This is a genomic window from Myxococcus virescens, from assembly GCF_900101905.1.
Classification (GTDB): Bacteria; Myxococcota; Myxococcia; order Myxococcales; family Myxococcaceae; genus Myxococcus; species Myxococcus virescens.
Window position 1 is genome coordinate 208223 of sequence record NZ_FNAJ01000002.1, and the last position, 21933, is coordinate 230155.

The window sequence follows — 21933 nt, forward strand, 5'->3', positions numbered from 1 at the left end:
ACTTGTCCCACCAGGTGTCGGCCGGGGACAGAGCGGGTGGAGCGCGGTAGGGTGGTCCCATGCGCCTTCTCGCCGCCTGCCTGCTCCTGTCGGGGCTCGTCGCCTGCACCGCCGCGAATACGAATGCCCCCGCGGCCGCCGCGTCTCACGCCAAGGGCCCGTTGCCCTTCATCGAAGACGACTACGCCCGCGCGCTCGCCGAGGCCCAGGCGAAGGGGCTCCCCCTCTTCGTCGATGTCTGGGCGCCCTGGTGTCACACGTGCCGGTCGATGAAGGCCTACGTCCTGTCCGACGCGTCGCTGGCCCGGCACGCGGACCGCTTCGTGTGGCTGGAGGTGAACACCGACCTGACGTCGAACGCGGCGTTCCAGGAGAAGTATCCGGTGGAGTTCTGGCCCACGCTGTACGTCATCGACCCGCGCCAGGAGAAGGCCTTGCTGCGCTTTGCCGGCAGCGCCACCGTGGCGCAGTTGGAGAAGCTCTTCGAGGACGGTGAGCGCGCGTACAAGGGCGGCATCACCGGCGCCGAGGCCCTGCTGGCTCGCGGGGACGCGCTCTATGCGGAGGGCCGTTCGGCCGAAGCCGCGGAGACGCTCGTGGAGGCCCTGGCCGAGGCGCCCGCGGACTGGTCCCGCCGGGGCCGTGCGGTGGAGTCGCTGCTGACGGCGATGTACGGCGCGAAGCAGCACGAGGCGTGCGCGCACAAGGCATTGGAGGAGCTCCCGAAGACGCCCCGCTCGCTGTCCTGGGCCAATGGCGCTCTCTTGGGCATGTACTGCGTGCTGTCGCTGCCGGAGGACCACGCGGGCGGGGCGGAGCTGCGCGGCGGCCTGGAGGCCAAGGTGGCCGAGGCCCTGGCGCCCCCGGCCATCGAGATGTCCGCGGATGACCGCTCCGGCCTGTACGAGGTGCGCGTGCAGGCGCGAGAGGTGGCGAAGGACACGGCGGCCGTGAAGGCCCTGTCGGAGGAGTGGCTGGCGTTCCTGGAGGCCGAGGCGGCGAAGGCGCCCAATCCCCAGGCGCGGACGGTGTTCGACTCGCACCGCATGCTCGCGGCCATGAAGCTGGAGACGCCCGCCCGGGCGATTCCCGCGCTCGAGCAGAGCGAGAAGGACCTGCCCCAGGACTACAACCCGCCCGCGCGCCTTTCGACGCTGTACCGGCTCGTCGGCCGGCTGGATGACGCGCTCGCCGCCAGCGACCGTGCGCTGGCGCGCGTCCAGGGCGCGCGGCGGTTGTCGGTGTTGTCGGGCCGCGCGGACATCCTCGTGGCGCGCCAGGACACGGCGTCCGCCGTGAAGACGCTGGAAGAGGCCATCACCTTCGCGAAGTCGCTGCCCGCCTCGCAGGTGTCGCCGCGCACGGTGGCCGGGCTGGAGAAGAAGCTCAGCGGTCTTCAGGCCTCGGCGCGGTAGCCGCCGCGCGGGTGTCCAGGTCGAACAGCTCGTAGTCCGGGGCCTGGCACTCGCGCATGGCTCCGTCGGTGAACACCAGCATCGCGGTGCCGGGTGCTGGTGGAGGCGGCGCGCCGTGGGCGTAGTCCACGCGCGTTCCATCCGTGACGAAATGCCGCAGCACGCCGTCGCGGGCGCCGTCGGGTGGCATCCCCAGCATCGCGCGGCTTCGCTTGTCGCGTGTATGGCCCACCACCTGCGTCAGGCCCGTGGGCAGCCGCCTCGGGTCGAAGCGGCGCCGGGGCGTGCCGCGCACGCGCTCGGCGTCCTCGGGCAGCAGGCTGGGGCGCTGGTAGAAGATGCCCGTGCCCTCGCCGTGGGCCGCGTCGCCTGGGTGGTGCAGCCCCGGAATGACGAGCGGACCTCGAGTCCAGCCCGCTACCGCCGCATCCAGGGCCGCGTTCAGCGCCGCCGCCACCAGGTTCGCGTCCTCGCGCTGGGCGGGAGGCAGGCGCGTCACGTCCAGGTCCTCCTGTGTGACGCCCGCGTGCAGCACCAGCAGGTCAGGGGCCGCGGCATGGGCCACGCGGAAGCGCTTCACCCGCAGCAGGTGCTCCACCCAGGTGCGCTGCGCCGCGCGGAAGTTGCCGAAGTCGCGGGCCACCAGCTCCGCGGAAGGAACTTCGGGCCAGCGCGCGAGGAACGCCTGCTCCGCCGCTTCGTCCGTCGCGCCTCCCTGGTAGATGCGGTCCGCTTCGGCCTGGGCCTCGGCGAAGCGCGCATCCGTGAAGCCGGCCAGCTCGCCCACTCGCGCCAGGTCGTGGTTGCCCAGCAGCATCACCGCTTGGGTCGCCGGGTGGGCGGCCAGCCACGCCACCAGCGCCAGCCCACTGGCGGCGGCGGACTCTCGCTCGGCGGGCTTGCCCCAGTCGAAGTGGTCGCCCACCGAGATGAGCTGCACGTCGGAGCGAAGCCACCCCTCGCCGGTCAGCAGTCCGTGGTGCGCCAGGATGGCCAGGACCTGGTCCAGGTCGGCTTGCGGGTCCCCCATGACGAGCCGGCGCCGCCAGACATGGTCCTCCGCTGGGACGGAGCGCGGCGCCTCCGCCGCGGCCTCGGTGGCCCGCGCGAGCGCGGCCTGGATGGATGACGTCTTGCTCACGAGCTCTGGAAGAACCGGGCGATGAGCGCCGAGCGGCTTTCCACCTGTGCCTTGCTTAGCAGATGCGTGACGTGGACCTCCACCGTGCGCTCGGCGCAGCCCAGCCGGCCGGCGATGGACTTGTTCGTCTCGCCCTGGATGATGTGCGTCAGCACCTCGGACTCGCGCGCGGTGAGCGACCAGCGCGCCGACAGTGCCTGCACGCGCGCGGCGGCGCTGGACGCGGTGCCGGTGTCGATGGCCAGGTAGTGCGGTGGCAGGCCGGTGGTGAGCAGCGGCGTCATGGTCAGCGGGCCGGAGCAGGGAATGCCCTGGGCGCCGCGGCGCAGGGACTCCATCAGCTCCGGGTCATGCCGTTCCAGCCGCGCTCGGCCGGCATTGTTGGCGTGCACCACGCGGCCACTGGAGCTGACAATCCAGGCCGCGCGCCCCAGCGCCTCCATGGCGACCTGCAGCGCCGTGGACATCAGGCCCGACTCGCGCAGCCGCGTCTCCATGGTCAGCCGCCGCTGGAGCGCGGGCGTCAGGGCCTGGAGCAGGCGCTGCTCGCGCTCGGTGAAGGGCTCGGCGCGGGCCAGGCCCACCCAGCCCAGGAGCACCGGCCCATCACAGACGAGCGTGCGCAGCCATTGCATGTTCTCCACGCCGAGCTGCCGGAATATCGCCGCGGAGCGGGCGCTGATGCGCTCCCGGGTGCCCTCCAGCGATTCCTCGCTCATGCCCAGCCGGCGCCCCACCTCGCTGGCTGACAAGTCATGCAGCGGCAGTTGGCGGGCCGTCTCGGTTTCCGTCAGCGAGCGGAAATGCAGCGCGCGGTTGCGCTGAGCAGGCTCGGGCCGGGCGGGATTGAACCAACCCCAAGGCTCTCCCCAGGCAGACACCTGGTTTTCGATGGCCGCGTGCACTGTGGCGGCGGGGAGTGGGAAGCCCGCGCAATGGGCGTAGCTCGCGTGGTAGCGCTCGGGGCCCACGTCCACGCCATAGGCGACGGCGCGCTCGGCCCGCAAAGCCTCTCGTAAAGCGCCTAGCACCGGGGGCAGGGATTCTGTCCCGGGCTCGGCCTCCACGAGCATTGCCTCAAGGTCCGTCAGCAGGCCTTGCTCCTCGGAATTCAAACGAATCACGGTTTTGGAAGTATACGCCCGTCAGGGTTTGCGCCCAGTCCTTGCCCTCTCTTCACGCACGTCTCGAACGTTCAGAATTGTCCCCCCGGGGACTTCTTGGCTTTCAAAGGTTCTGGGTTTTTAATGACCCAGGGATTTCCCCAATAGCCGGACACGGGGCAGTGGCGGAACACTCTCATGTCGGCCCCCGGGGGGAGGGCCGCCGCGGTGAACTGTGAGCGCGCGCCGGGCGCTCGGTTTCGGGTACCCGGTGCGCCGCTCCTTTCCCACACGCCTGGCGCCCGCACTCCAACCCACGAGGATGGTTGCCTTTGTGGGCCCACCAGACCTCATGGGACATGCAGGAAGCGAGGCAGGCGCCCGGGGGGCACCACCCTGCGCAGGAAATGAAGCATGCCCAGGCCCAGGTAGGCCATGCCCAGGGCCAGTGCCGCCCAGCCCAGCCAGGCGCTGATGGCGCCCGTGCCCAGGCCCACCAGGGCCCAGATGGCGAGCGCCGTGCCCACGCCCCAGGGCATGGCCGTGCGCAGGTGGGGCGGACTGAAGGCACCACCCAGGGCGCAGAAGGCGGCCGCCATGACGCCAAAGCCGAACCACTTTGGCTCCTGGACGGGGAAGATGGCCGCCATGGATAGCAGCGCGGTGAAGAGTCCAAGAATCGCGAGTCCCAGGGTCATGACTTACTCCGTGGCCGTTCCTGGGAAAGGTGCTCACCGAGCGCGTAGCGTGTAACGCACCTTCGGTTCGTGGGCTTCGCGGCATGCCGCGTGGTGTCGTGCGCAAAGGCGCGAAATCGCAACATCCTTCCGCTCGGCACGCTGCTGGCTAGGCTGCCAATCGGTTGTACCACCGTGCGACGGCCGGCCCACGTGAAGAACGGATGGACACCTGGAAATGCGTTCGATGAAGACGAAGAAGTCCGTGAAGCGCGCGTTGTGCATGGCGGTGGTGATGACGGTCTCCGGATGCAGGGCGCCCGCGGCGTTGGGGCCTGGAGGCGGCATGAGCGCTTCAGAGGGCTCCGACTCCGCCGCTTCGTCCGAGGGCTCCGACTCCGCCGCTTCATCCGAGGGGTCCGATTCCGCCGCTTCGTCCGAAGGCTCGGGCGAATCGAGCCAGTCGGACTCAGGTGCGTCGTCGGAGGGCTCGGGCGACTCCAGCCAGTCGGAGTCGAGCGGTTCCAGCGGAGAGGGCTCCAGCCGGTCGGAGTCGAGCGGCTCGGGTGAAGAGGGCACGAGCCACTCCGAGTCGAGCGGTTCCAGTGGAGAGGGCTCCAGCCAGTCGGAGTCGAGCGGCTCGGGTGAAGAGGGCACGAGCCACTCCGAGTCGAGCGACAATGAGTCCACGGAGGTCGCCTCTCGAAGCTCCGAGGAAGGCGGCACGAGCGAGGGCTCCGCGGGAACGGAGAAGGCGGACGGCGAGGCGTCGCGCTCCCGCAGCAACAACAGCAGCCAGTCGAACAACAACGACGTGGCGTCCTCGGTGACGGTGGCCGCGCTGGTGGTGGGGCTCGGCATCATCATCTGGCAGGCGTATGCCGCGGCGGAGCGGCGCCGAGGGGTGTCTCCGAAAGAGGCGGGCCGCGCCGCCCAGGTGTACCTGCGGGCGCGCACGCACCAGCTTCGTGAGGACCTCGCCCTGGGAGCCGGGCCGACGGTGGAGGACCTGGCGGCGGCGGCGCGCATCCGGCGTGAGCACCTGGGCCTCTTCGGGCGCGTGCTGCGCGCGAACCGGAAGGAGCTGCTCGAGATGGCTGAGGCGAACACCCTCACGCCGGACCGCGCGCTCGCGTGGCTGGAGCGGGTGGGAGAGCTGGCGCGGGCCGAGCCGCGGCTGGAGGAAGATCGCCGCGCGTTCCTCGCGGCACCGTCCCAGGAGGGCACCGCGACGGTGGCGCACTGATGCGCGGGCTGCGGCTGCTCGCGCTCGTCTTCGCGCTGCCGGTGCACGCCGACGATGCCCTGTCCGCGCGCGTCCACGCGCTCGAACAGGCGGGCGTGGTCCTGCGGGGCGCCGCGGCGGCCGACGCGGACCTGGTGACGGAGGTGGAGGCGGGGCTGGAGGCGCTGCCCCCGGCGATGCGGCGTCCGCCCGGTGGTCCCCTGGAATTGGTGCTGCACCCGGAGGCAGCACCGCTGGGCCTGGGCGATGGCTCCCCCGAGCGTCCCGACTGGACGGAGGGCCGCGCGCGGTTCCACCTCTACCAGTACGTCCCATCGGAGGAACGCCGGGCCACGCTGCGTCTGTCTCGACTGACGGACGCGGAGGCGGAGCGGTTGTGGCGCCGGCGCGCGGTGGTGCACGCGGTGATGCAGCGCTGGGATGACGCGAAAGGCTGGAGCGGCACCCCGGCCTGGCGCCGGATATCGGGTTGGATGAAGCCCTTCGAGCGGCCCCTGGTGTGGAAGGAGGAGGTCCGCCTTCGCTACGCCGGAGCCTTCAGCCGCGCCATGGGGCAGCGCAGCGCCTCGTTGGATTGGGTGACGTTCGCCGAGGAGCTGCTCGTGCCCGTGGAGTCCCTGCGCGCGGACGCGCTGCCGGTGGATGACCACGTCCGCTGCCAGGAGTTCTCCAAGGCCCGTGCGCTGACGGAGCAACTGGAAGCGTCGGGCCTGGGCACGCTGCCGCCGCGGGGGGACTGCCCCGCCTTTGAAGCCTGGGCGGAGCTGGAGTCCCTGTCGCACTTCGAGGTGCTGCTGGTGGCCTCCACGGGCCGTCAGCCAGAGTCCCTCTTCGGACACCTGCTGCTGCGCCCGGTGTGGAACGAGGGCGAGGTACCACGGGGACCCACCTTCGAACGGGTGGTGCAACTGGTCGCGCTGACAGGGATGGAGTCCAAGGGCCTGGGCTACGTGGTGAAGGGAATGACGGGGGCCTACGACACCGTCTTCCTCACGGGGACGATGGGCGACCTGTCCCACGAGGCGCTGGAGCTGGAGCAGCGCTCCATCCGCCGCTTCCGCCTGCGCCTGAAGCCCGGCGAGGAAGCGCGGATGCTGGAGCGGGTGTGGGAGCTCGAGCGCCGCGGGTACCTGGGCTACTACTTCTTCACGGACAACTGCGCGAGCGCGCTCGTCTTCCTGCTCAACGGCGCGCTGGAGGGGGGGCGGCAGCTGCGTCCTCCCGGCACGCTTTGGGTCCTGCCCACCGCCACGCTGGACACCCTGGCCCGGGTGCAGGTGGAGGAGCCAGGGGGCGAGACGTCCTCCCTCCTGGAGCACATCCCGGATGCATTCGAGTCCACCGGGGACCGCGCGGTGCGTGCGCACTCGGCACAGCAGGAGGCACTGGACGCGCTGGCCGGACATGTCGGAGCAGATGAGCTCGCGCGTCTCCGGGGCGTGCATGCCCGGTTGGAGTCGCCGGAGCCACAGGTCCGCGCCCCGGCCTATGACGAACTGCCCGGAGTGGTGGCCGCGCTGATGCACTCGGCGAAGACGGCGTCCCGGGACATGGTCCGCGCGCACCTGCATGCCTACGTGGCGCACGCGGTGCGGGTGGAGCGCGCCGCGGTGGACCGTGCCGACGGCGAGCGCCTGCGAATCGAGCGCGAGCGGATGCTCGCGATGAAGGTGTCGGTTGCGGGCTCGGCAAGGGCCGGCACGGCCGAGCGCCAACGCGTCTTCGAGACCGAGGACGCGCTCCAACGGAGGCTCGCGGTGTTGGACCGCGCCACCTTGCTGAAGGACGCGCTGGCCTCCGCGGAGCGCCGTCCACCCACGCCCGAGGAGCTGCGGACGCTGGTGTGGGCCGAGCGAACCGAGGCCACCTTCCACCGCGCCACCGACGTGCAGGGCGCGCTCAATGACGGCTTGCTGGCGACCGTGGACCCGGTGGCCTTCCTGCACGAGGACCGGCGCCGAAAGGTGGCGGCGGAGACGGCCTGGGCGGAAGGGGCGCAGCGGGAGTCCGGAGCGGGGCGCGTGATGGTGGCCCTGGGCGTGGACTTTCCCGAAGGGGCCGCGGCCCGGACCCTGGTGGGGCTGCGCACCGCGGGCATGGCCGAGGCGCTGGGCGATGCGCGGCTCCACGGCTTCCAGCCGAGCAGTGAGCTGCGGGTGCTCGATGGCGAGCTGTTTCTCCTGCCGCGCTGGGGGCTGCCGAAGGTGGTGGCCTCGGACCTGACGCTGTTGGGCTACCGCACGCTGCTGCGCGAGCTTCCCCAGTTCCGTGACTCCTTCTGGGATTCGCTCGGCTGGGGTGCCGAGGCCCGCGTGGCGTCGAGCGACGCGCGCCTGCTGCGCTATCGCGCGTCGGTGCAGGCGGAGGCGTTGATGGTGCTGGACGAGGACGCGCGCTTCTCGCGCTTCACCACGGTGGGCGTGGGCGGCCTGGCCGCGGTGCACTGGAACCGGGATGTGCTGACGCCGGCCGCGGGGCCGCGCCTGTCACTGGCGCATCGGATGGGGCTGTTCGGCTCGGGTGCCAACGCGGTGCGGCTGGAGGCGGCCTACGCGCCCACCTGGAGGGTGGGGGACACACACTTCACCCACGAGGCGGGCGCGGCGCTCCAGTTGGAGGTGTGGCTGGGGCGCGCGGGGCCCTTCGGCGTGCTCCTCACGCCCCGCGCGCAGGTCCGGTGGGAGGGGGCGATATCGCCCACGCCCCATTGGGAAGCCTTGTCGCCGTCTACGTGGTTGGCCGGCTCGGCGGAGCGGCGTCTGGCACTCGGGTTCGAGGTGCGCTGACAGGGGCGGGCTCGCCGATTTTGTAGCTCGTCCAGAACGGGTGGCTGATGGCTCCCGTCACGGCGCCGATGAAGATGCCGATGACGTAGAGCGCCGTGTACCCCCAGAAGCCCAGGCCATAGAAGATGTGGCCCTGGGTCGCCGAGCCGATGAAGAGGAAGAAGGCGAGGGCGGTGGGCACCGCGACGGCGGAGAGGGCAGCCGCGCCGAGCGCGCGCGGCATCCTTCGCGCGTGGAAGCCGCCGAAGGTGCCGGCCAGGAGCCCGTTGAACATGGGCAGGAAGAACAGGGCCATGCTGATGAACGCCATCACCAGCGTGCTCACGATGAACCGGTTGTGGACCGGATTGATGGTGTCTGGCTTGAAGGTCAGGTCCGCGGGAATCTCCTGGCGGATGTACTCGTAGCGCGGCTTGGGACCGGCAAGGGCCTTCTCCGGGTCCTGCGTCAGGATGCGCTCGGGCATGTCTGGCTACCTCCCTCGAGGGCAAATCAACGTGTGCTTGATGGCCATGAGTTTGTGACGCCAGCGGGTGCGCGGAAGGGCCGCTGGCCGCATCGGGGGGCGGGCCACCTGCCGGGCCCTGGAATTCTCCCTCCGGAATACTCGCGGAGTCCCTGGATACCCGAGTCGAGGGGCCCGAAGATGCGCGCCGGACTTGGCGGACGGTGGCCTCCGGCTATGCTGCCGCGCCCGGCAGCACCTCCATCTCTGCCCGTACGGAATTTTCCATGAGCTTTCGTCGCAAACTGCTGACCCTCGCCCTTGCCTCTTCCTCCCTGCTGGCCGCCTGCGTCGTGCAGCGTCCGTTCTATCGCGACGTCGTCCAGCCCGCGGGCTCGTCGGTGACGGCCGGCACCCTGGTGGACCTCATCGTCCTGGACTCGGACACCAACCAGCCCGTGAAGGGCGCCAAGGTTCTCTGGGGCGAGGACTCCCGTTCGCGCGAGTCCTACGTCACGGACGAGGACGGCCGGGTGTCCTTCGACGTGACGCCGGCGCTGCTGAAGGAGAACCCGCTGGTGGAGGTCGTGCTGCCCAGGGGCGTTCGGAGCTACCGCCTGCAGGTGGTGCCCGCGACGGATGCCGCCGCGCCCGAGGCGTCGGAGGCCTCTGCTGCTCCCGCGACGCCCGAGGCTCCCGCGACGCCCGAGGCCCCCGCCGTGCCGGAGACGCCGGCGGCGGAGGATTCCGCCGCGGCGCCTGAAACCGGCAACTGAGTCCGTTCTCTCTTCCGCGCGAGGCTCAGCCGAGCTTCGCGTGGAGGAAGTCCACGGTGCGCTGCCACGCCTTCGCGGCGTTGTCCGGTGAGTAGACCTCCGGACGCGTGTCATTGAAGAAGGCGTGCTGTGCGTCGTAGCGGTGAATCTCCATGGGGACGCCGCCGCCCTTCAGCTTCTTCTCCAACGCGTCCACTCGCTCCGGCGAGCACCATTCGTCATTGTTCGCGTAGTGCCCGAGCACCGGCGCGCGGATGCGTGACACGTCCGCGGCCTCCTCCGGGGGGATGCCGTAGAAGGGCACGACGGCGTCGAGCCCCGGCTCATTCGCGGCGGCCAGCAGCGCCAGCGCGCCGCCCATGCAGAAGCCCATGATGGCCACCTGGGTGCCGGGCTTTCGCGCGCGCAGCGCCTCCACCGCGGCGCGCAGGTCCGCCGTGGCCTTGTCCCAAGCCATCGCCTTCAGCATCGCGTTGGCCTCGTTGGCGTCCTTCGTCACGCGGCCTTCGTAGAGGTCCACCGCGAAGACGGTGAAGCCTTCTCGCGCCAGCCGGTCCGCCACGTCGCGCGTGTGCCCGTTGAGGCCCCAGTACTCGTGGATGAGCACCACCGCTCCGGGCGCATCGCCCTTCGGGGCTGCACTCAGATAGCCCGCCAGCGCCTGGCCCTGCTTGCCGATGAGCTGCGTCTGTCCTGTCATGGCTTCACCCTTGCGAGGTTGTGGAAGGGGGCGCAGCTTAACGGCCGATTCCGCGAACGCGCGCGCGAACCCGCCGCCGTGCCCGCTTGGCGACAGAGGACTGGCATGTCGAAGGCATTCACGAAGGAGGACTCGGGCGATGACAGCGTGATGCCCGTCCGTCCACGCGCGTCCTCCGGGGAGAAGCGCTACATCACCCCGGAGGGCTACCGGGCGCTCCAGGAGGAACTGGCGGCGGCGCAGGGGCCGGACCCCAAGGCGGGTGAGTTCACGGAGCTGGAGGCGGGCGTGCGCCGCAAGGAGCGCGAGCGGCGCGTACAGGAACTGGCGGCGGTGCTGGAGGACGTGCGGGTGGTGGAGCCCGACGCCTCGCAGGCCGGCCGCGTCTTCTTCGGCGCCTGGGTGGAGCTGGAGGACGAGGACGGCGGCCCGGTGCGCTACCGCATCGTCGGGCCGGACGAGTCCGACGTGAAGGCGGGGCGGCTGAGCGTGGAGTCGCCCCTGGCCCGGGCCCTGCTGGGCAAGGAAGTGGGCGAGTCCGTGGTGGTGGAGCGCCCCCGCGGCCCCGTGGAGTACACGGTGACGGCCGTGGACTACGCCGCGTCCTGAGCCGGGCTCAGCGCCTGGTGGCGATGACGGTGCTCAGCACGGAGAAGGGCTCCGGCATCAGGCCGTCGCGCACCTCGACGGTGAAGCCTTCTGCTTCGAGCAGCGCGCGGGCCCGGGGCACCAGGAACGTCAGGTAGTACATGACGAAGGGCGGCTTCCACAGCGCGTTGCGTGCGCGCATGGCGGCGTTGAAGCCCTTGGCCATCCAGTAGCCCGGGCGGAGCTTCGACGGCGGGTGCGCGGTGACGAAGAGGAAGCGGCCCCCGGGGCGCAGCGCGCGGGCGATGCCTTTCACGAGCCTTGGCTCGTCCTCTTCGAGGATGTGACCGAAGGCGCCGAAGCTGGTGACGACGTCGAACGCGCCGTCGAAGGGGAGCGCCAGCGCGTCGCCCTGGATGAACTCCAGCGCCGCGGTGCCCGGCGCCTGCGCGAGCTGCTGGCGCGCCTCGTCGAGCATGCCCTGGCTGAGGTCGAAGCCCACCACGCGCTCCCGCGCGAGCGGGCGCAAGAAGCGCATGGCCGCGCCGGTGCCGCAGCACACGTCCAGCGCGCTGCCGACGCTGCCGGGCGCGCCCAGTTGGGCAATGGCGGCCTCGAGCACCGCGTCTGGCGTGCGAAAGGGCGTGTACTCGAACTTGGGCGCGAGCAGGTCGTAGCCGTGCTCGACGGACGTGAGGGCCTGCGCGGCCAGCTCCCGGAGGGTGGGGCCCTTGCGGTGGAACATGGTGTCTCGGGGTGTATCGCACCCACACCGGCCCCTCCCTCTGAAAATGCGGCCGGTATCGGGCATTGAATGTTCCGCGGGGTGCCCCGTCAGAAGGTTCAAGCAGGACGACGGAGGAGGACGACAATGGCGCTCAAGACGGGTTTCGCGGTGCTGGCTTTCGGAATGATGTTCCTCGGCTCCACGGCCGCGCATGCGAAGGACGACAACGAGAAGTCGCGGTTCTCCCAGCAGCACCGGCATGACGGCCGCGGCGGCAACTTCGGTGTCCACGTCGACGCCCGCCGCCACCCGGGACCCGCGCCGCTGCCGCCGCCGCACGCTCGGGGCCGCTACGAACTGCAGACGGTGAACCGCTGGGTGCAGGGCCGCTACGAGCAGGTGTGGGTCCCCGAGGTGTGCCGCGAGCGTCACAACCGCCGCTCGCGGGTGACCCGGTGCACCGGCGGCTTCTACGAGCAGCGCTGGGTGCCGGCCCGCTACGAGCCGGTCCAGGAGTGGGTGTGGGTGACCTACGCTCCGGGCCGGGTGCACATGGCCAGCGCCGGCCGCCGCTAGACGATTCGAGTATCGGGGGACCGCGCCGCGGGCGCGCCGGGCTACGGGGGTAACCCGGCGCGCCTCGCGGCAGCAGGTCCACAGTGCCTTTCCCCGCCGGGCCTGTTACTGAATGCGCCGCATGGCGACCGCATTCATCACCGGGGCTGGCATCCGCATCGGCAGCGCGGTGGCCCGGGCCCTTGGCCGCGCGGGTTATGACCTGGCGCTCCATGCGAACCGTTCCCTTGAGCCGCTGGAAGCCCTGGCGGAGGAACTCCGAGGCCTCGGCCGTCGCGTCACCCTGCACGCCGCCGACCTGAGCCGCCCGGAGGCAGTGGACTCCCTGGCCGCGCAAGTGCGCGAGGCGTGGCCCGCGCTGGACGTGGTGGTCCACAACGCGGGCCTCTTCGAGCGCACCGACTTCGCCGCCATCTCCCGCGACCAGTACCGCACCATGATGGCGGTGAACCTGGACGCGCCCTTCTTCCTCACCCAGGCCCTGCTCCCCGCGTTGCGCGCCGGAAAGGACCCGTTGGTGGTGCACCTCACCGACGTCGGTGGGGAGCGGCCGGTGAGCCACTACGCGCACTATTCGGTGAGCAAGGCGGGCCTCATCATGCTCACCCGCGCGCTGGCGGTGGAGCTGGCCCCGCACATCCGGGTCAACGCCGTGTCGCCCGGCACGGTGGCCTTCCCCGAGGATTTCGACGCGGAGGCCCGCGACGCGGTGCTGCGCCGCATCCCCATGGGGCGCGAGGGCAACGTCGAGGACATCGCCCGCACCGTCGTCTTCCTCGCCCGCGAGGCGCCGTACATCACCGGGCAGGTCATCGCCGTCGATGGCGGCAGGAGCGCGCAGCTATGAGCGCCGAACACGCATTCCATCCCCCTGTCGTCACGACGCCGGACGGCCGCCCGCTGGACGTCATCGAGCTGCGGGGCCTTACGGTGGACTGCATCGTGGGCATCTTCAACAGGGAGCGCATCGCGGCCCAGCCGCTGCGACTGGACGTGGCCCTGTTCCTGGACACCCGCGCCGCCGCGGTGGGAGGCAGGCTGGCGCACACGGTGAACTACGGCCGGCTCGCGGGGGAGCTGCGCTTCCTGCTGGAGGCCTGCCGCTTCGAGCTGCTGGAGTCCGCCGTCGAGACGGTGTGCCGCTACGTGCTGGCGCCGCCCACCGACGACGTCCCGCGCGCGCAGGTCCACGCGGCCACGGTGCGGGTGACGAAGCCGCTGGCGCTGGGCGGGTTGGCGGTGCCGTCGCTCCAGATTCACCGGACGGCCGCGGAGATGGTGTACGGCCGGGAGGAGAAGGGCTTTGGCCGCGTGGACATCATCCACGAGGGCGCGGGCTATGGCGTCTACCGGCTGCGGGTGAAGCCAGGAGGCTGCATCCCCACGCACGTGCACCAGCAGATGGAGGAGAGCGAACTGGTGCTGGGCTCGGGGCTGCTGCTGCAGTTCAAGCCGGTGGCTCGGGGCATGGCCTTCCACTGGCCGCGCGGCTTCCTGCACCGCTACGACAACCCTTCATCCACGGAGCAGACGGTGCTCTGTGTGGACAGGCCGGGCTTCATCCCGTCGGACGAGGTGGAGACCGAGCCGCCGCCGGAGGGGCTGCTGCCCGTCACCGGCCACTCCTATTACCCGCTGGATGAGCCCGCGGCGCCGGGCTCTCCCGCGGAGCACCAACCGTGAGCGGGGCCGTGTCTTCAAGGAGCGCCTTCCATGAGTGAGGTGGGCACGCGCAAGGTGCTCGTCACTGGCGGTGGGACGGGCATTGGCCGCGCGGTGGCGGAGGCCCTGCTGCGCGCGGGGGGGCAGGTGGTGGTGTCGGGCCGGCGCGCGGAGGTGCTGGAGTCGCTGACGACCGCATGGCCGGGACGGGCCTTCGCGCTGCCGTGTGACCTGGCCTCGCTGGAAGCCCGCGAGGGGCTGCTTCGCCGTGCCGCCGGGTTGTTGGGAGGGCTGGACGGTTTCGTCCACAGCGCGGGGCAGGTGGTGCACCAGCCGCCGGGCCACATCGGCGAGGACGCGCTTCGCGCGCAGCTCGAGGTCAACCTCATCGCGCCGCTGCGGCTGGGCGAGCAGGCACTGGAGGTGCTGGAGCCGGGTGGGGCGCAGGTCTTCATCGCGTCCACGCTGGCCACGAGGCCCGTCGTCACCAGCGCGGTGTACAGCGCGGCGAAGGCAGGACTCCTTCAGGTGATGAAGGTGCTGGCGTTGGCGGGTGCCGCGCGAGGCGTGCGTGCCAGCGCGGTGCTGCCGGGCGTGGTGGAGACGGACATGGTGCGCGAGGTGCGCCTGGCTCCCGGCGCGGGGCCGCTGTCCGAGCCCGAGTACACGCGGCGGCAGGAGGCGCAGCTGGCGGGCTTGCGGGCGCTGCATCCGCTCGGACGGCTGGGGCGCCCCGAGGACGTCGCCGAGGCGGTGCGCTACCTGCTGGGCGCGTCGTGGATTTCCGGTTCCGAGCTGGTGCTGGATGGAGGGCTACTGCTGCGGGAGTGAGGCGCGGTATGAGGTGGCCTCGGCTCACGAGAACGACGAGATGCTCCTCGATAGACGGTTTCAGCTCTTCGTGGTGTTGGTGGGGGTGTTCGTCACCTCGCTGGTGGTGGGCGACATCATCAGCGTGAAGCTGTTCGAGGCGAAGGTGGGGCCGGTGGTGGCGGTGATGTCCATCGGCATCCTGCCCTTCCCGGTGACGTTCCTCCTCACGGATATCCTCAACGAGTTCTACGGGAAGAAGGCGGCCCGCTTCGTGACGTGGGTGGGCTTCTTCATGGCCATCTTCGCGGTCGTGGTGATTGCCATGGCCGTGCAGGTGCCGTGGGCGCCGCTGACGCGTGCGCCGGACTTCACGGGGACGGTGGAAGGCTCGTTCAACAACGTCTTCGCCGGCTCACAGCGCTTCCTCGTCGCGTCGATGATGGCGTACCTGGTGGGCCAGTTCTGCGACATCGCCATCTTCAACGGGCTCAAGCGACTGACGCGCAACCGGTTCTTGTGGGTGCGGGCGACGGGCTCCACGCTGGTGTCGCAGCTCCTCGACACGGTGGTGGTGCAGTACGTGGCGTGGACGGGCGTGCTGCCCAACGCCACCATCCTCAGCATCATCTACACGTCCTACGTGGTGAAGTTGCTGGTCGCGGTGGGCCTGACGCCCTTCATCTACCTGGGCCACGCCTTCGTCGAGCGCAAGCTGGGCATAGCCCCCGTGGTGCTGGGGGAGAACGGCGAACCCATTGCCCCGCCCGCGCCGCCCGTCACCCAGGAGGAGCAGCCCCGCGCCGCCTGAGCGCGTGGGGCTCAGTGGCTCAGCTTCCCTGCTGCACCAGCGGCGTGAGGATGTCCGTCCAGTGGGAGAAGATGGAGAAGTGCCCGCCGCCAGGGAAGAAGCGGGGCACCGCGCGCGGAATCCGGTTCGCGAGGTACCGTCCCATCTGCGGCGGGACAATGCTGTCTCCCTCCCAGTACCAGAGGTCCACCTCCGTCCGAATCTCCTCCAGGGGGACGTTCCACGGCTGCGCGAGGATGTGCGCCTCGCGCCGCATGCCCGCTACGCCCTTGCGCGTGGCCTCATACCGCCAGCCCTGCACCTGCGCGGCGATGCGCGGGTCCGCGAGCACCGCGCGGTCATCCGCCGACGCCTGGGAGCGCAGGCCCGCCAGCGCTCGCGCGGGATTGGCGCGCACCTGCCGGTCATGCATGGCCATCAATGGATGCAGTAGCCACTCCGGCCACGCGGCCATGCTGTACGCGTTGCGGTAGTCCCGGTTCACGCCCGCCATGGCGCCCGGCCGGGCCAGGGGCGCCGCGCCGGACACGAGCGCCGCGCGGGTGATGCGCTCGCCCAGCTTCCACGCGGACGCGGCGACGTAGGGCCCGCCCGCGGACACGCCGAAGAGGGCGAAGCGGCCAATCCTCAGCGCGTTGGCCAGCTGCTCCAAGTCATCCGGGAAGTCGAGCAGCGTGCGCCCGGGCTGGTAGTCCGACAGGCCATAGCCCGGCCGGTCCGGGGTGATGAGGCGCACGCCCAGCGCGTGAGTGAGCCGGTCATCCGGGTGACGCATGTGGCGCGAGCCCGGGTTGCCGTGGATGAAGAACACGGGCAGGCCGCTCAAGTCTCCAGACTCGACGTACGCGAGCCGCCGGCCATCCCGCAGGTGGACGGTGCCTTCGCGGACCTGCACGCCCATGGCTTCGGTGTCGGACGAGGCGTTCATGGTTCCATCGGCTTCGAGCGCGCGCCAATCCACGCGGAAATAGAGGGCCACACCTTCGTCGCGCCCTTGCTGGAGGCGGACAGGCCAATGTGGCCCACGGGGTAGCGCCGCGTCTCACAGTCCTTCGAGCTGACCAGGGAGGGCAGCGGCTCGCTCATCGCCGGCAGCGCGATGGTGTCGTGCTCGGCGATGACGTTGAGGATGGCGCACTGGATGTGGCTCAGGTCCACGCGCTCGCCGCCCACTTCCATGAGGCCCTGGGGGAAGAGGTTCTGCTGGTAGCAGTCCTTGATGTACTGCCGGTACACCTCACCCGGGAAGGGCACGGGGTCCGCGCCCCAGCGCTCCATGGCCAGGAACGTGGTGACGAACTCCGGGTCGTCGATGCGGCGGCACACCTCCAGCCACCGGGTGAGGCGCTGCACCGGCGCGGCCATGAGGAAGCCGCTCTCCAGCACCGGCGTGGGCACGTTGCCGTAGGCGTCCACCAGCGAGTCCACGTCGAAGTGGTTGGCGGACGTCCACAGCGTGTAGAGGCCACCCTTGCTGAAGTCCACCGGCGTGGCCTGGGCCACGAGGTTGCGGATGCCCTCGGGGTACAGGGACGTGTACGCCAGGGCCATGGTGCCGCCCATGCAGTAGCCGTAGAGCGTCAAATCCCGGCTCTTGCTCACGCGCAGCGTCCACCGCACCGCCGTCTGGATGAGCCCGCCGAGCAGGTCATCCCACGTGAGCCGCTCCTCGTCCTGTCCCGGTACGCCCCAGTCGATGGCGTAGACGTCATAGCCCTCGCGGGTGAGGTGCTCGATGAGGCTGCGCCCTGGAAGGAAGTCGAGGATGTACCAGCGATTGATGAGCGAATAGACGAAGAGGATGGGCGTGCGGTGGCGCCGGCGCGGGGCCGCGTAGCGCAGCAGCCGCATGCTGCCGCGCGTGTACACGACGGTGTGCGGCGTGGCGCTGATGGGCGGCTCGCGCACGCCCGAGGCCCTTTCGATGAAGGGCTTGAGGTACGGGTACGGATTGAAGGGCCGCGACTTGAGCGCGTGTGCGACGGCGCGGGTCAGCTCGACCTGCCCGGTGACGAAGGAGCGAAGGCGCTGGGGCGTGGACGCGGTCATGTCAGCGGCGGCGCTTGGAGGGCGCGCGCTCCTTGGGCGTGGGCTCGGGAGACTCAGGCTCGGGCTCCGCGCCTTCCTGACGGTGGAGCAGGTCCACCACCAGTTCCAACTGGGTGCCGAGCGCCTCCACCTGGTCATTCATCCGGCGGAGCTGGTCGCGCAGGTTCTCCACCTCGGAGGTGGTGGGCAGGCGCAGGGTGCGCAGCGCGCCTTCCACCAGGCCATTGCGGCGGATGCGGGCGTTGAAGCCCTGGCGCATGAGAGAGCCGCTCACGCGCAGGTACGCGGGGCTCTCGGTGACCTTGGCGGCCGCGCGGGTGAGGCCCTCCTCGGCGCGGGTGAAGACCTTGCCGGTGCGCGTGTCCGGGTGGGTGAGGTGGCCCAGCAGCTTCAGTCCGCGGGCGAGGAGCCCCTGGGACGGCGGCGGTCGTTCCGGATGACTCATGGCCGGCAGGTTATCTCAAGGCGCGGCGCAGGGGACGCCGCTGCCTGGCTCTATCGCTCCCAAAGTGAACCAAGATTCAACTTGCGTGCCTCGAAGGGCTCGGCATGGACATGGGCGCTACCGGTGTACGCGCCCAGGCGCTGCCAGTGGTTGCCTTCCCGACGATAGACCTCAAGCAACTGAATGCGCGGGTCCACGAACCACAGATGGTTCACGCCCTCGCGGGCGTAGATCGTCATCTTCCTCGAACGGTCCAGGGCTTCGGTGGAGGGGGACAGGACTTCGCAGAGCCAGTCGGGGACGAGTTCCACGCCCGTCACGTCTGGAATCTCTGGCATGCGTTCGCGCCGCCACCCGGCGAGGTCTGGCACGAGCACGTTGCCGCCCAGGTGGAGCTCAGGCTCCGGGAGGATGACCCAGCCGCCCGGGCCTTCCGCTCCGAGCTCCGGGTCGAACGGCGCCAGTTGCTGGCTGAGCCGGATGGCGGCCCTGCCGTGAAGCATCCTCGGACGGGGGCTGACATGCAGCTCACCCTCGATGATTTCCCCGACGACGTGCGGGGGGAGGCGCTCCAACGCCTCGTACACCTGCTCCGGCGGTGGCTTGTCACCCATGCGCCCAGAATGGGGCCATGTCTGGGACCTCGCAAGCCGGACTGCCTCTCCCGCATGGATGGCTTCGCTCATGTGTCGAGCATGCGCCATACCTCTGACATCCTCCGATAAGGAGGAAACCCCAGAGGTCCCCCTGGCTCAGCCCTGTCGCTTCACCGGCAGGGGCCCGAAGGACTGTGACACCGGCATCAGCGACATGACGTTGATGTTCACGTGCGCGGGCCGCGTGGCCACCCAGTGCACCGCGTCCGCGATGTCCTCGGGCGTCAGCGCCTGGGTGTTGGCGTAGACGGACGCCGCGCGCGCGTCGTCGCCCTTGAAGCGGACGTTGGAGAACTCCGTGCCGCCCACCAGCCCGGGCTCGATGTCCGTCACGCGCACGGCGGTGCCGTGCAGGTCCGCGCGGAGGTTGAGGCTGAACTGGTGCACGAAGGCCTTGGTGGCGCCGTACACGTTGCCGCCCGGGTAGGGCCACTCCGCCGCCACCGAGCCCATGTTGACGACGTGGCCCCGGTTGCGCGCCACCATGCCGGGCAGCACCGCGTGCGTGCAGTACAGGAGGCCCTTCACGTTGGTGTCCACCATCGTGTCCCAGTCCTCCACGCGGGCCGACTGCGCCAGGTCCAACCCCAGCGCCAGGCCCGCGTTGTTGACCAGCACGTCCACCTCGGCGAACTCCGACGGCAGCGAGCGGATGGCCCGCTCCACGGCCTCACGGTCCGTGATGTCGAGCGTCAAGGGGAGCACCCGCTCGCCCAGCTCCGCGCGCAGGGCCTCCAGCCGCTCGGTGCGCCGCCCGGAGGCGATGACGCGCGCGCCGTCCTGGATGAAGCGGCGGGCAATGGCCAGGCCGAATCCCGCGGTGGCCCCGGTAATCAGAACGTTCATGGCAGTCCCCTCGTGGAGCCAGCCCCGCGAGGGCCCGGCGTGTCAGTCGTCTTCGCCTTGATAGATGCAGCCACTGGTGCACGTCTCGCGGACCACCACCCGGCTGAGCAGGGGCAGGCCCGGACGCAGGCGCTTCCAGATCCACCGCGACAGGTTCTCGCTGGTGGGGTTCTCCAGGCCTTCCACCTCATTGAGGTAGTAGTGGTCCAGCTTCAGCCGCAGGGGCTCGAAGGCCTCCTTGATGTCGGAGAAGTCCATCACCCACCCGGACTGCGAGCCCACCGGGCCACGCACGTGGATTTCCACCCGGTAGCTGTGGCCGTGAAGCCGGCTGCACTTGTGCCCGGGCGGCACGTTGGGAAGCCGGTGCGCGGCTTCGAAGGTGAATTCCTTGAAGATGTCCAAGGCGTCTCCTGACAGCGGGTGGAAGGCGGCTCATATCCCGCGCGTTCCTCCTGGCGTCAAGGTACGCCCTGCCTCCCTGATACACCGGCATGTCTCGCCCCGCCGCGCGCCCACGCGCCCGGGGACGCCCGGCTCGGCCCTTCGCTCTGTGTGAAAAATCCCCGGGAATATTCCCGCGCGCGTTGCACACATCACACTCCAGCTCCCCGCGAAGGCCCACCTGTCGGTGAGGCGGAGCATCCGTCCCAACCCCGCGAAACCACGTTTCCTGTCTCCTCCCTCTACGTCCCGGCAGGCAGGGGTTGCCGCGCTCGGAGGGAATGAACAGCGCGGGGCTCGGAATTGGCGGCCGTCCTCGCGAGCGCCTCCCGCGCCGCGACCCACACCAGGAGTCCGCCAGGATGCGCAACCGCTCGCCGTGGTCCACGGCCCTCTGCTCCGCTGCCCTGCTGTCCTTGTTGGCCTGCAATGGGAAGGGGGAGCTCACCCAGGAAAGTGGCTCGCCTCCGGGCTCCAGCGAGACGCCGTCGACGGGCACCCCGTCCGTTCCTGGCACGCCTCCCACCCACGATGACGACGACACGACGAGCCCTGGAACGTCGGAGCCTCCGCCCGTCATCGTCGACATCCCGGATCCGCCGACTCAGCCCGAGCCCCAACCCCAGCCAGAACCGGAGCCTCCGCCTGAACCCGCGCCCCAGTACTCGCGCATCCTCTGGGTGGCGCCCAACGGCAGTGACAGTGCTTCCGCCACGGAGGCGGCGCCGCTGCGGACGGTGACGCGCGCGCTGGCGTTGGTGCGGCCGGGCGAGGCCATCTACCTGAAGACGGGCACCTACGCCGAGCGCCTCAAGCTGGAGGAGAAGGGGGGCTCGGCGTCCAACCTGCTCACGCTGCGGGCCGCGCCGGGCGCGACGCCGGTGCTGAAGCCGTCCGGCAGCGGCTCCGCCATGGTGGACGTGCGCGGTGCGTACTGGAGCATCGAGGGGCTCACCATAGACGCGGCGGGCACTGCCTCCTTCGCGGTGCTGTTCCGCGGCGTGGGTTCCCACCACGGCGTGCTGCGCGGCTCCACGCTGAAGAACGGCACCGCGGGCGCGGGCGTCAACGTGTGCGAGAAGGCCAGTGATGTCCTCATCGAGGGGAACACCATCTCCCACTTCAACCGCAACGGAGATGACAGCCACGGCGTCATCGTCCAGACGACGGCGCGCAACGTGGTGGTGCGTGGCAACGACATCCACCACAACTCCGGGGACGCGGTGCAGTGCATCGGCCCGGAGGGCGGCGCCACCATCTCCGGCACGCCCTTCGACAACCTCCTGGTGGAGGACAACGAGCTGCACGAGAACCGGGAGAATGGCGTCGACGTGAAGACGTGCACCCGCGTCACGCTGCGCGGCAACATCATCTGGGGCCACAAGACGTCATCCACTTCGCGCGGCGAGGGCGTGGTGGTGCACCTGTCCGCGAAGGACGTCACCCTGGAGGACAACGTCTTCTACAACAACGGCCGCGCCATCAGCATCGGCGGGGTGCGCCAGGGCTCGCCGCCCACCAACATCGTCATCCGCCGCAACCTGGTGCGGGACGGCCTGGGCGGCGGTGAGGAGGGCAGCGGCATCCGCGTGGACACGACGTCGAACGTGAAGGTCCATCACAACACCGTCTGGAACATGCCCGGGCCGTGCCTCACCTTCGGCCATGGCGACACCGGGGCCAGCGCCAGCCTGGATGTGCGCAACAACGTCTTCTCCGGCTGTGGGGTGGCGGTGCGCGGCGGCCCCGGGCGCTCAGGGGCGGTGGTGGACGCCAACCTCTACTTCCGCAATTCGGGCTCGGCCCTCTTCCGGCTGAACGGCGTGGACATGGGCTTCTCGCAGTGGTGCTCGCAGAGCGGGCTGGACGGCCGCTCCCAGGAGAAGGCCCCTGGCTTCGTCAACATCGACACCGGGGACTTCCGCCTGGGGGCGGGTTCCCCCGCCCTCAACGCGGGGCTGTCGCTGGGGTTGACCTGGTGCGGACCGGGCCCGGACCAGGGCGCTTTCGAGTCGGACTGCCCCTGAGCC

At 70.5% G+C, this 21933-nt stretch carries 23 protein-coding genes; 11 read left to right on the forward strand and 12 right to left on the reverse strand.

What is annotated here, in order from left to right:
- Positions 1-59: 59 nt before the first annotated feature.
- Positions 60-1415: a thioredoxin family protein gene (locus BLU09_RS07460; protein ID WP_090487649.1), complete on the forward strand. Its 1356-nt coding sequence runs from the start codon at positions 60-62 to the stop codon at positions 1413-1415.
- On the opposite strand, the gene BLU09_RS07465 is transcribed toward BLU09_RS07460, so the two are convergent.
- From BLU09_RS07465 to BLU09_RS07475, 3 genes are all read right to left on the reverse strand, one after another.
- On the reverse strand, positions 1387-2556 hold the full coding sequence (locus BLU09_RS07465; protein WP_090487652.1) for a metallophosphoesterase: 1170 nt from the start codon (positions 2554-2556) through the stop codon (positions 1387-1389). The genes BLU09_RS07460 and BLU09_RS07465 overlap by 29 nt on opposite strands.
- On the reverse strand, positions 2553-3680 hold the full coding sequence (locus BLU09_RS07470; protein ID WP_090487656.1) for a helix-turn-helix transcriptional regulator: 1128 nt from the start codon (positions 3678-3680) through the stop codon (positions 2553-2555). Before BLU09_RS07470 ends, BLU09_RS07465 begins: the two co-directional genes overlap by 4 nt.
- 329 nt (positions 3681-4009) lie before the next feature.
- Complete coding sequence (locus tag BLU09_RS07475; protein ID WP_090487659.1) at positions 4010-4357, reverse strand: hypothetical protein; 348 nt, start codon at positions 4355-4357, stop codon at positions 4010-4012.
- A gap of 226 nt (positions 4358-4583) precedes the next feature.
- On the opposite strand from BLU09_RS07475, the gene BLU09_RS07480 reads away from it, so the two are divergent.
- Positions 4584-5582, forward strand: a complete 999-nt coding sequence (locus tag BLU09_RS07480) for a hypothetical protein (protein ID WP_244171502.1) — start codon at positions 4584-4586, stop codon at positions 5580-5582.
- Positions 5582-8368 carry an Lnb N-terminal periplasmic domain-containing protein gene (locus tag BLU09_RS07485; protein WP_090487663.1) on the forward strand — a complete coding sequence of 929 codons (2787 nt, stop codon included), beginning with the start codon at positions 5582-5584 and terminating at the stop codon, positions 8366-8368. The genes BLU09_RS07480 and BLU09_RS07485 overlap by 1 nt, the downstream gene beginning before the upstream one ends.
- Here the strand turns inward: BLU09_RS07485 and BLU09_RS07490 are convergent.
- On the reverse strand, positions 8310-8834 hold the full coding sequence (locus tag BLU09_RS07490) for a hypothetical protein (RefSeq protein WP_090487665.1): 525 nt from the start codon (positions 8832-8834) through the stop codon (positions 8310-8312). The two genes, BLU09_RS07485 and BLU09_RS07490, sit on opposite strands and share 59 nt — an antisense overlap.
- Before the next feature lie 266 nt (positions 8835-9100).
- Between BLU09_RS07490 and BLU09_RS07495 the strand changes: the two genes are divergently transcribed.
- Entirely contained in the window at positions 9101-9589 is a 489-nt protein-coding gene (locus BLU09_RS07495) for a transthyretin-like family protein (RefSeq protein ID WP_244171503.1), read from the forward strand.
- 25 nt (positions 9590-9614) lie between these two features.
- On the opposite strand, the gene BLU09_RS07500 is transcribed toward BLU09_RS07495, so the two are convergent.
- Positions 9615-10289 carry a dienelactone hydrolase family protein gene (locus BLU09_RS07500; protein WP_090487669.1) on the reverse strand — a complete coding sequence of 225 codons (675 nt, stop codon included), beginning with the start codon at positions 10287-10289 and terminating at the stop codon, positions 9615-9617.
- Between the two features lie 105 nt (positions 10290-10394).
- Between BLU09_RS07500 and BLU09_RS07505 the strand changes: the two genes are divergently transcribed.
- The gene (locus BLU09_RS07505) at positions 10395-10898 is read left to right on the forward strand and encodes a GreA/GreB family elongation factor (RefSeq protein WP_090487671.1); all 504 of its coding nucleotides are present in this window, start codon (positions 10395-10397) and stop codon (positions 10896-10898) included.
- Positions 10899-10905: 7 nt separating this feature from the next.
- Here the strand turns inward: BLU09_RS07505 and BLU09_RS07510 are convergent, their stop codons facing one another.
- Positions 10906-11622, reverse strand: coding sequence for a class I SAM-dependent methyltransferase (locus BLU09_RS07510; RefSeq protein ID WP_090487675.1), 717 nt, complete (start codon positions 11620-11622; stop codon positions 10906-10908).
- Between the two features lie 126 nt (positions 11623-11748).
- On the opposite strand from BLU09_RS07510, the gene BLU09_RS07515 reads away from it, so the two are divergent.
- The 5 genes from BLU09_RS07515 (at position 11749) to BLU09_RS07535 (ending at position 15463) form a co-directional block, all read left to right on the forward strand.
- A complete protein-coding gene (locus tag BLU09_RS07515; RefSeq protein ID WP_228557537.1) occupies positions 11749-12180 on the forward strand; it encodes a hypothetical protein in 432 nt (143 codons plus the stop codon).
- Between the two features lie 121 nt (positions 12181-12301).
- Positions 12302-13027, forward strand: a complete 726-nt coding sequence (locus BLU09_RS07520) for an SDR family oxidoreductase (protein ID WP_090487680.1) — start codon at positions 12302-12304, stop codon at positions 13025-13027.
- Positions 13024-13863, forward strand: a complete 840-nt coding sequence (locus tag BLU09_RS07525) for a dihydroneopterin aldolase (protein WP_090487686.1) — start codon at positions 13024-13026, stop codon at positions 13861-13863. The genes BLU09_RS07520 and BLU09_RS07525 overlap by 4 nt, the downstream gene beginning before the upstream one ends.
- 30 nt (positions 13864-13893) lie before the next feature.
- Complete coding sequence (locus BLU09_RS07530; protein WP_090487689.1) at positions 13894-14673, forward strand: SDR family NAD(P)-dependent oxidoreductase; 780 nt, start codon at positions 13894-13896, stop codon at positions 14671-14673.
- 40 nt (positions 14674-14713) lie between these two features.
- The gene (locus BLU09_RS07535; RefSeq protein ID WP_090488735.1) at positions 14714-15463 is read left to right on the forward strand and encodes a queuosine precursor transporter; all 750 of its coding nucleotides are present in this window, start codon (positions 14714-14716) and stop codon (positions 15461-15463) included.
- Between the two features lie 19 nt (positions 15464-15482).
- Here BLU09_RS07535 and BLU09_RS07540 read toward each other — a convergent pair whose 3' ends face one another.
- From BLU09_RS07540 to queD, 6 genes are all read right to left on the reverse strand, one after another.
- Positions 15483-16391, reverse strand: coding sequence for an alpha/beta fold hydrolase (locus tag BLU09_RS07540; RefSeq protein ID WP_090487692.1), 909 nt, complete (start codon positions 16389-16391; stop codon positions 15483-15485).
- Positions 16388-17512, reverse strand: a complete 1125-nt coding sequence (locus BLU09_RS07545) for an alpha/beta fold hydrolase (protein WP_090487695.1) — start codon at positions 17510-17512, stop codon at positions 16388-16390. The genes BLU09_RS07540 and BLU09_RS07545 overlap by 4 nt, the downstream gene beginning before the upstream one ends.
- Position 17513: 1 nt before the next feature.
- Positions 17514-17957, reverse strand: a complete 444-nt coding sequence (locus BLU09_RS07550; protein WP_090487697.1) for a hypothetical protein — start codon at positions 17955-17957, stop codon at positions 17514-17516.
- Between the two features lie 50 nt (positions 17958-18007).
- Positions 18008-18571 carry a Uma2 family endonuclease gene (locus BLU09_RS07555; protein WP_090487700.1) on the reverse strand — a complete coding sequence of 188 codons (564 nt, stop codon included), beginning with the start codon at positions 18569-18571 and terminating at the stop codon, positions 18008-18010.
- Between the two features lie 138 nt (positions 18572-18709).
- Positions 18710-19459, reverse strand: coding sequence for a bifunctional NADP-dependent 3-hydroxy acid dehydrogenase/3-hydroxypropionate dehydrogenase YdfG (gene ydfG, locus BLU09_RS07560; protein WP_090487702.1), 750 nt, complete (start codon positions 19457-19459; stop codon positions 18710-18712).
- A 42-nt stretch (positions 19460-19501) separates the two neighbouring features.
- Positions 19502-19864, reverse strand: a complete 363-nt coding sequence (gene queD, locus BLU09_RS07565; RefSeq protein ID WP_011556793.1) for a 6-carboxytetrahydropterin synthase QueD — start codon at positions 19862-19864, stop codon at positions 19502-19504.
- 401 nt (positions 19865-20265) lie between these two features.
- Here queD and BLU09_RS07570 point away from each other — a divergent pair, with 401 nt between their 5' ends.
- Complete coding sequence (locus tag BLU09_RS07570) at positions 20266-21930, forward strand: right-handed parallel beta-helix repeat-containing protein (RefSeq protein ID WP_244171504.1); 1665 nt, start codon at positions 20266-20268, stop codon at positions 21928-21930.
- Positions 21931-21933 lie beyond the last annotated feature (3 nt).

Bases quoted from the DNA above. Each gene is read 5' to 3' on its own strand.
- BLU09_RS07545 (WP_090487695.1), bottom strand. From the start codon at position 17,512: ATGACCGCGTCCACGCCCCAGCGCCTTCGCTCCTTCGTCACCGGGCAG.
- BLU09_RS07555 (WP_090487700.1), bottom strand. From the start codon at position 18,571: ATGGGTGACAAGCCACCGCCGGAGCAGGTGTACGAGGCGTTGGAGCGC.
- ydfG (WP_090487702.1), bottom strand. From the start codon at position 19,459: ATGAACGTTCTGATTACCGGGGCCACCGCGGGATTCGGCCTGGCCATT.
- BLU09_RS07520 (WP_090487680.1), top strand. From the start codon at position 12,302: ATGGCGACCGCATTCATCACCGGGGCTGGCATCCGCATCGGCAGCGCG.
- BLU09_RS07515 (WP_228557537.1), top strand. From the start codon at position 11,749: ATGGCGCTCAAGACGGGTTTCGCGGTGCTGGCTTTCGGAATGATGTTC.
- BLU09_RS07500 (WP_090487669.1), bottom strand. From the start codon at position 10,289: ATGACAGGACAGACGCAGCTCATCGGCAAGCAGGGCCAGGCGCTGGCG.
- BLU09_RS07525 (WP_090487686.1), top strand. From the start codon at position 13,024: ATGAGCGCCGAACACGCATTCCATCCCCCTGTCGTCACGACGCCGGAC.
- BLU09_RS07480 (WP_244171502.1), top strand. From the start codon at position 4,584: ATGAAGACGAAGAAGTCCGTGAAGCGCGCGTTGTGCATGGCGGTGGTG.
- BLU09_RS07570 (WP_244171504.1), top strand. From the start codon at position 20,266: ATGCGCAACCGCTCGCCGTGGTCCACGGCCCTCTGCTCCGCTGCCCTG.
- BLU09_RS07535 (WP_090488735.1), top strand. From the start codon at position 14,714: ATGCTCCTCGATAGACGGTTTCAGCTCTTCGTGGTGTTGGTGGGGGTG.
- BLU09_RS07490 (WP_090487665.1), bottom strand. From the start codon at position 8,834: ATGCCCGAGCGCATCCTGACGCAGGACCCGGAGAAGGCCCTTGCCGGT.
- BLU09_RS07530 (WP_090487689.1), top strand. From the start codon at position 13,894: ATGAGTGAGGTGGGCACGCGCAAGGTGCTCGTCACTGGCGGTGGGACG.
- BLU09_RS07510 (WP_090487675.1), bottom strand. From the start codon at position 11,622: ATGTTCCACCGCAAGGGCCCCACCCTCCGGGAGCTGGCCGCGCAGGCC.
- BLU09_RS07505 (WP_090487671.1), top strand. From the start codon at position 10,395: ATGTCGAAGGCATTCACGAAGGAGGACTCGGGCGATGACAGCGTGATG.
- BLU09_RS07550 (WP_090487697.1), bottom strand. From the start codon at position 17,957: ATGAGTCATCCGGAACGACCGCCGCCGTCCCAGGGGCTCCTCGCCCGC.
- BLU09_RS07460 (WP_090487649.1), top strand. From the start codon at position 60: ATGCGCCTTCTCGCCGCCTGCCTGCTCCTGTCGGGGCTCGTCGCCTGC.
- BLU09_RS07485 (WP_090487663.1), top strand. From the start codon at position 5,582: ATGCGCGGGCTGCGGCTGCTCGCGCTCGTCTTCGCGCTGCCGGTGCAC.
- BLU09_RS07540 (WP_090487692.1), bottom strand. From the start codon at position 16,391: ATGAACGCCTCGTCCGACACCGAAGCCATGGGCGTGCAGGTCCGCGAA.
- BLU09_RS07475 (WP_090487659.1), bottom strand. From the start codon at position 4,357: ATGACCCTGGGACTCGCGATTCTTGGACTCTTCACCGCGCTGCTATCC.
- BLU09_RS07495 (WP_244171503.1), top strand. From the start codon at position 9,101: ATGAGCTTTCGTCGCAAACTGCTGACCCTCGCCCTTGCCTCTTCCTCC.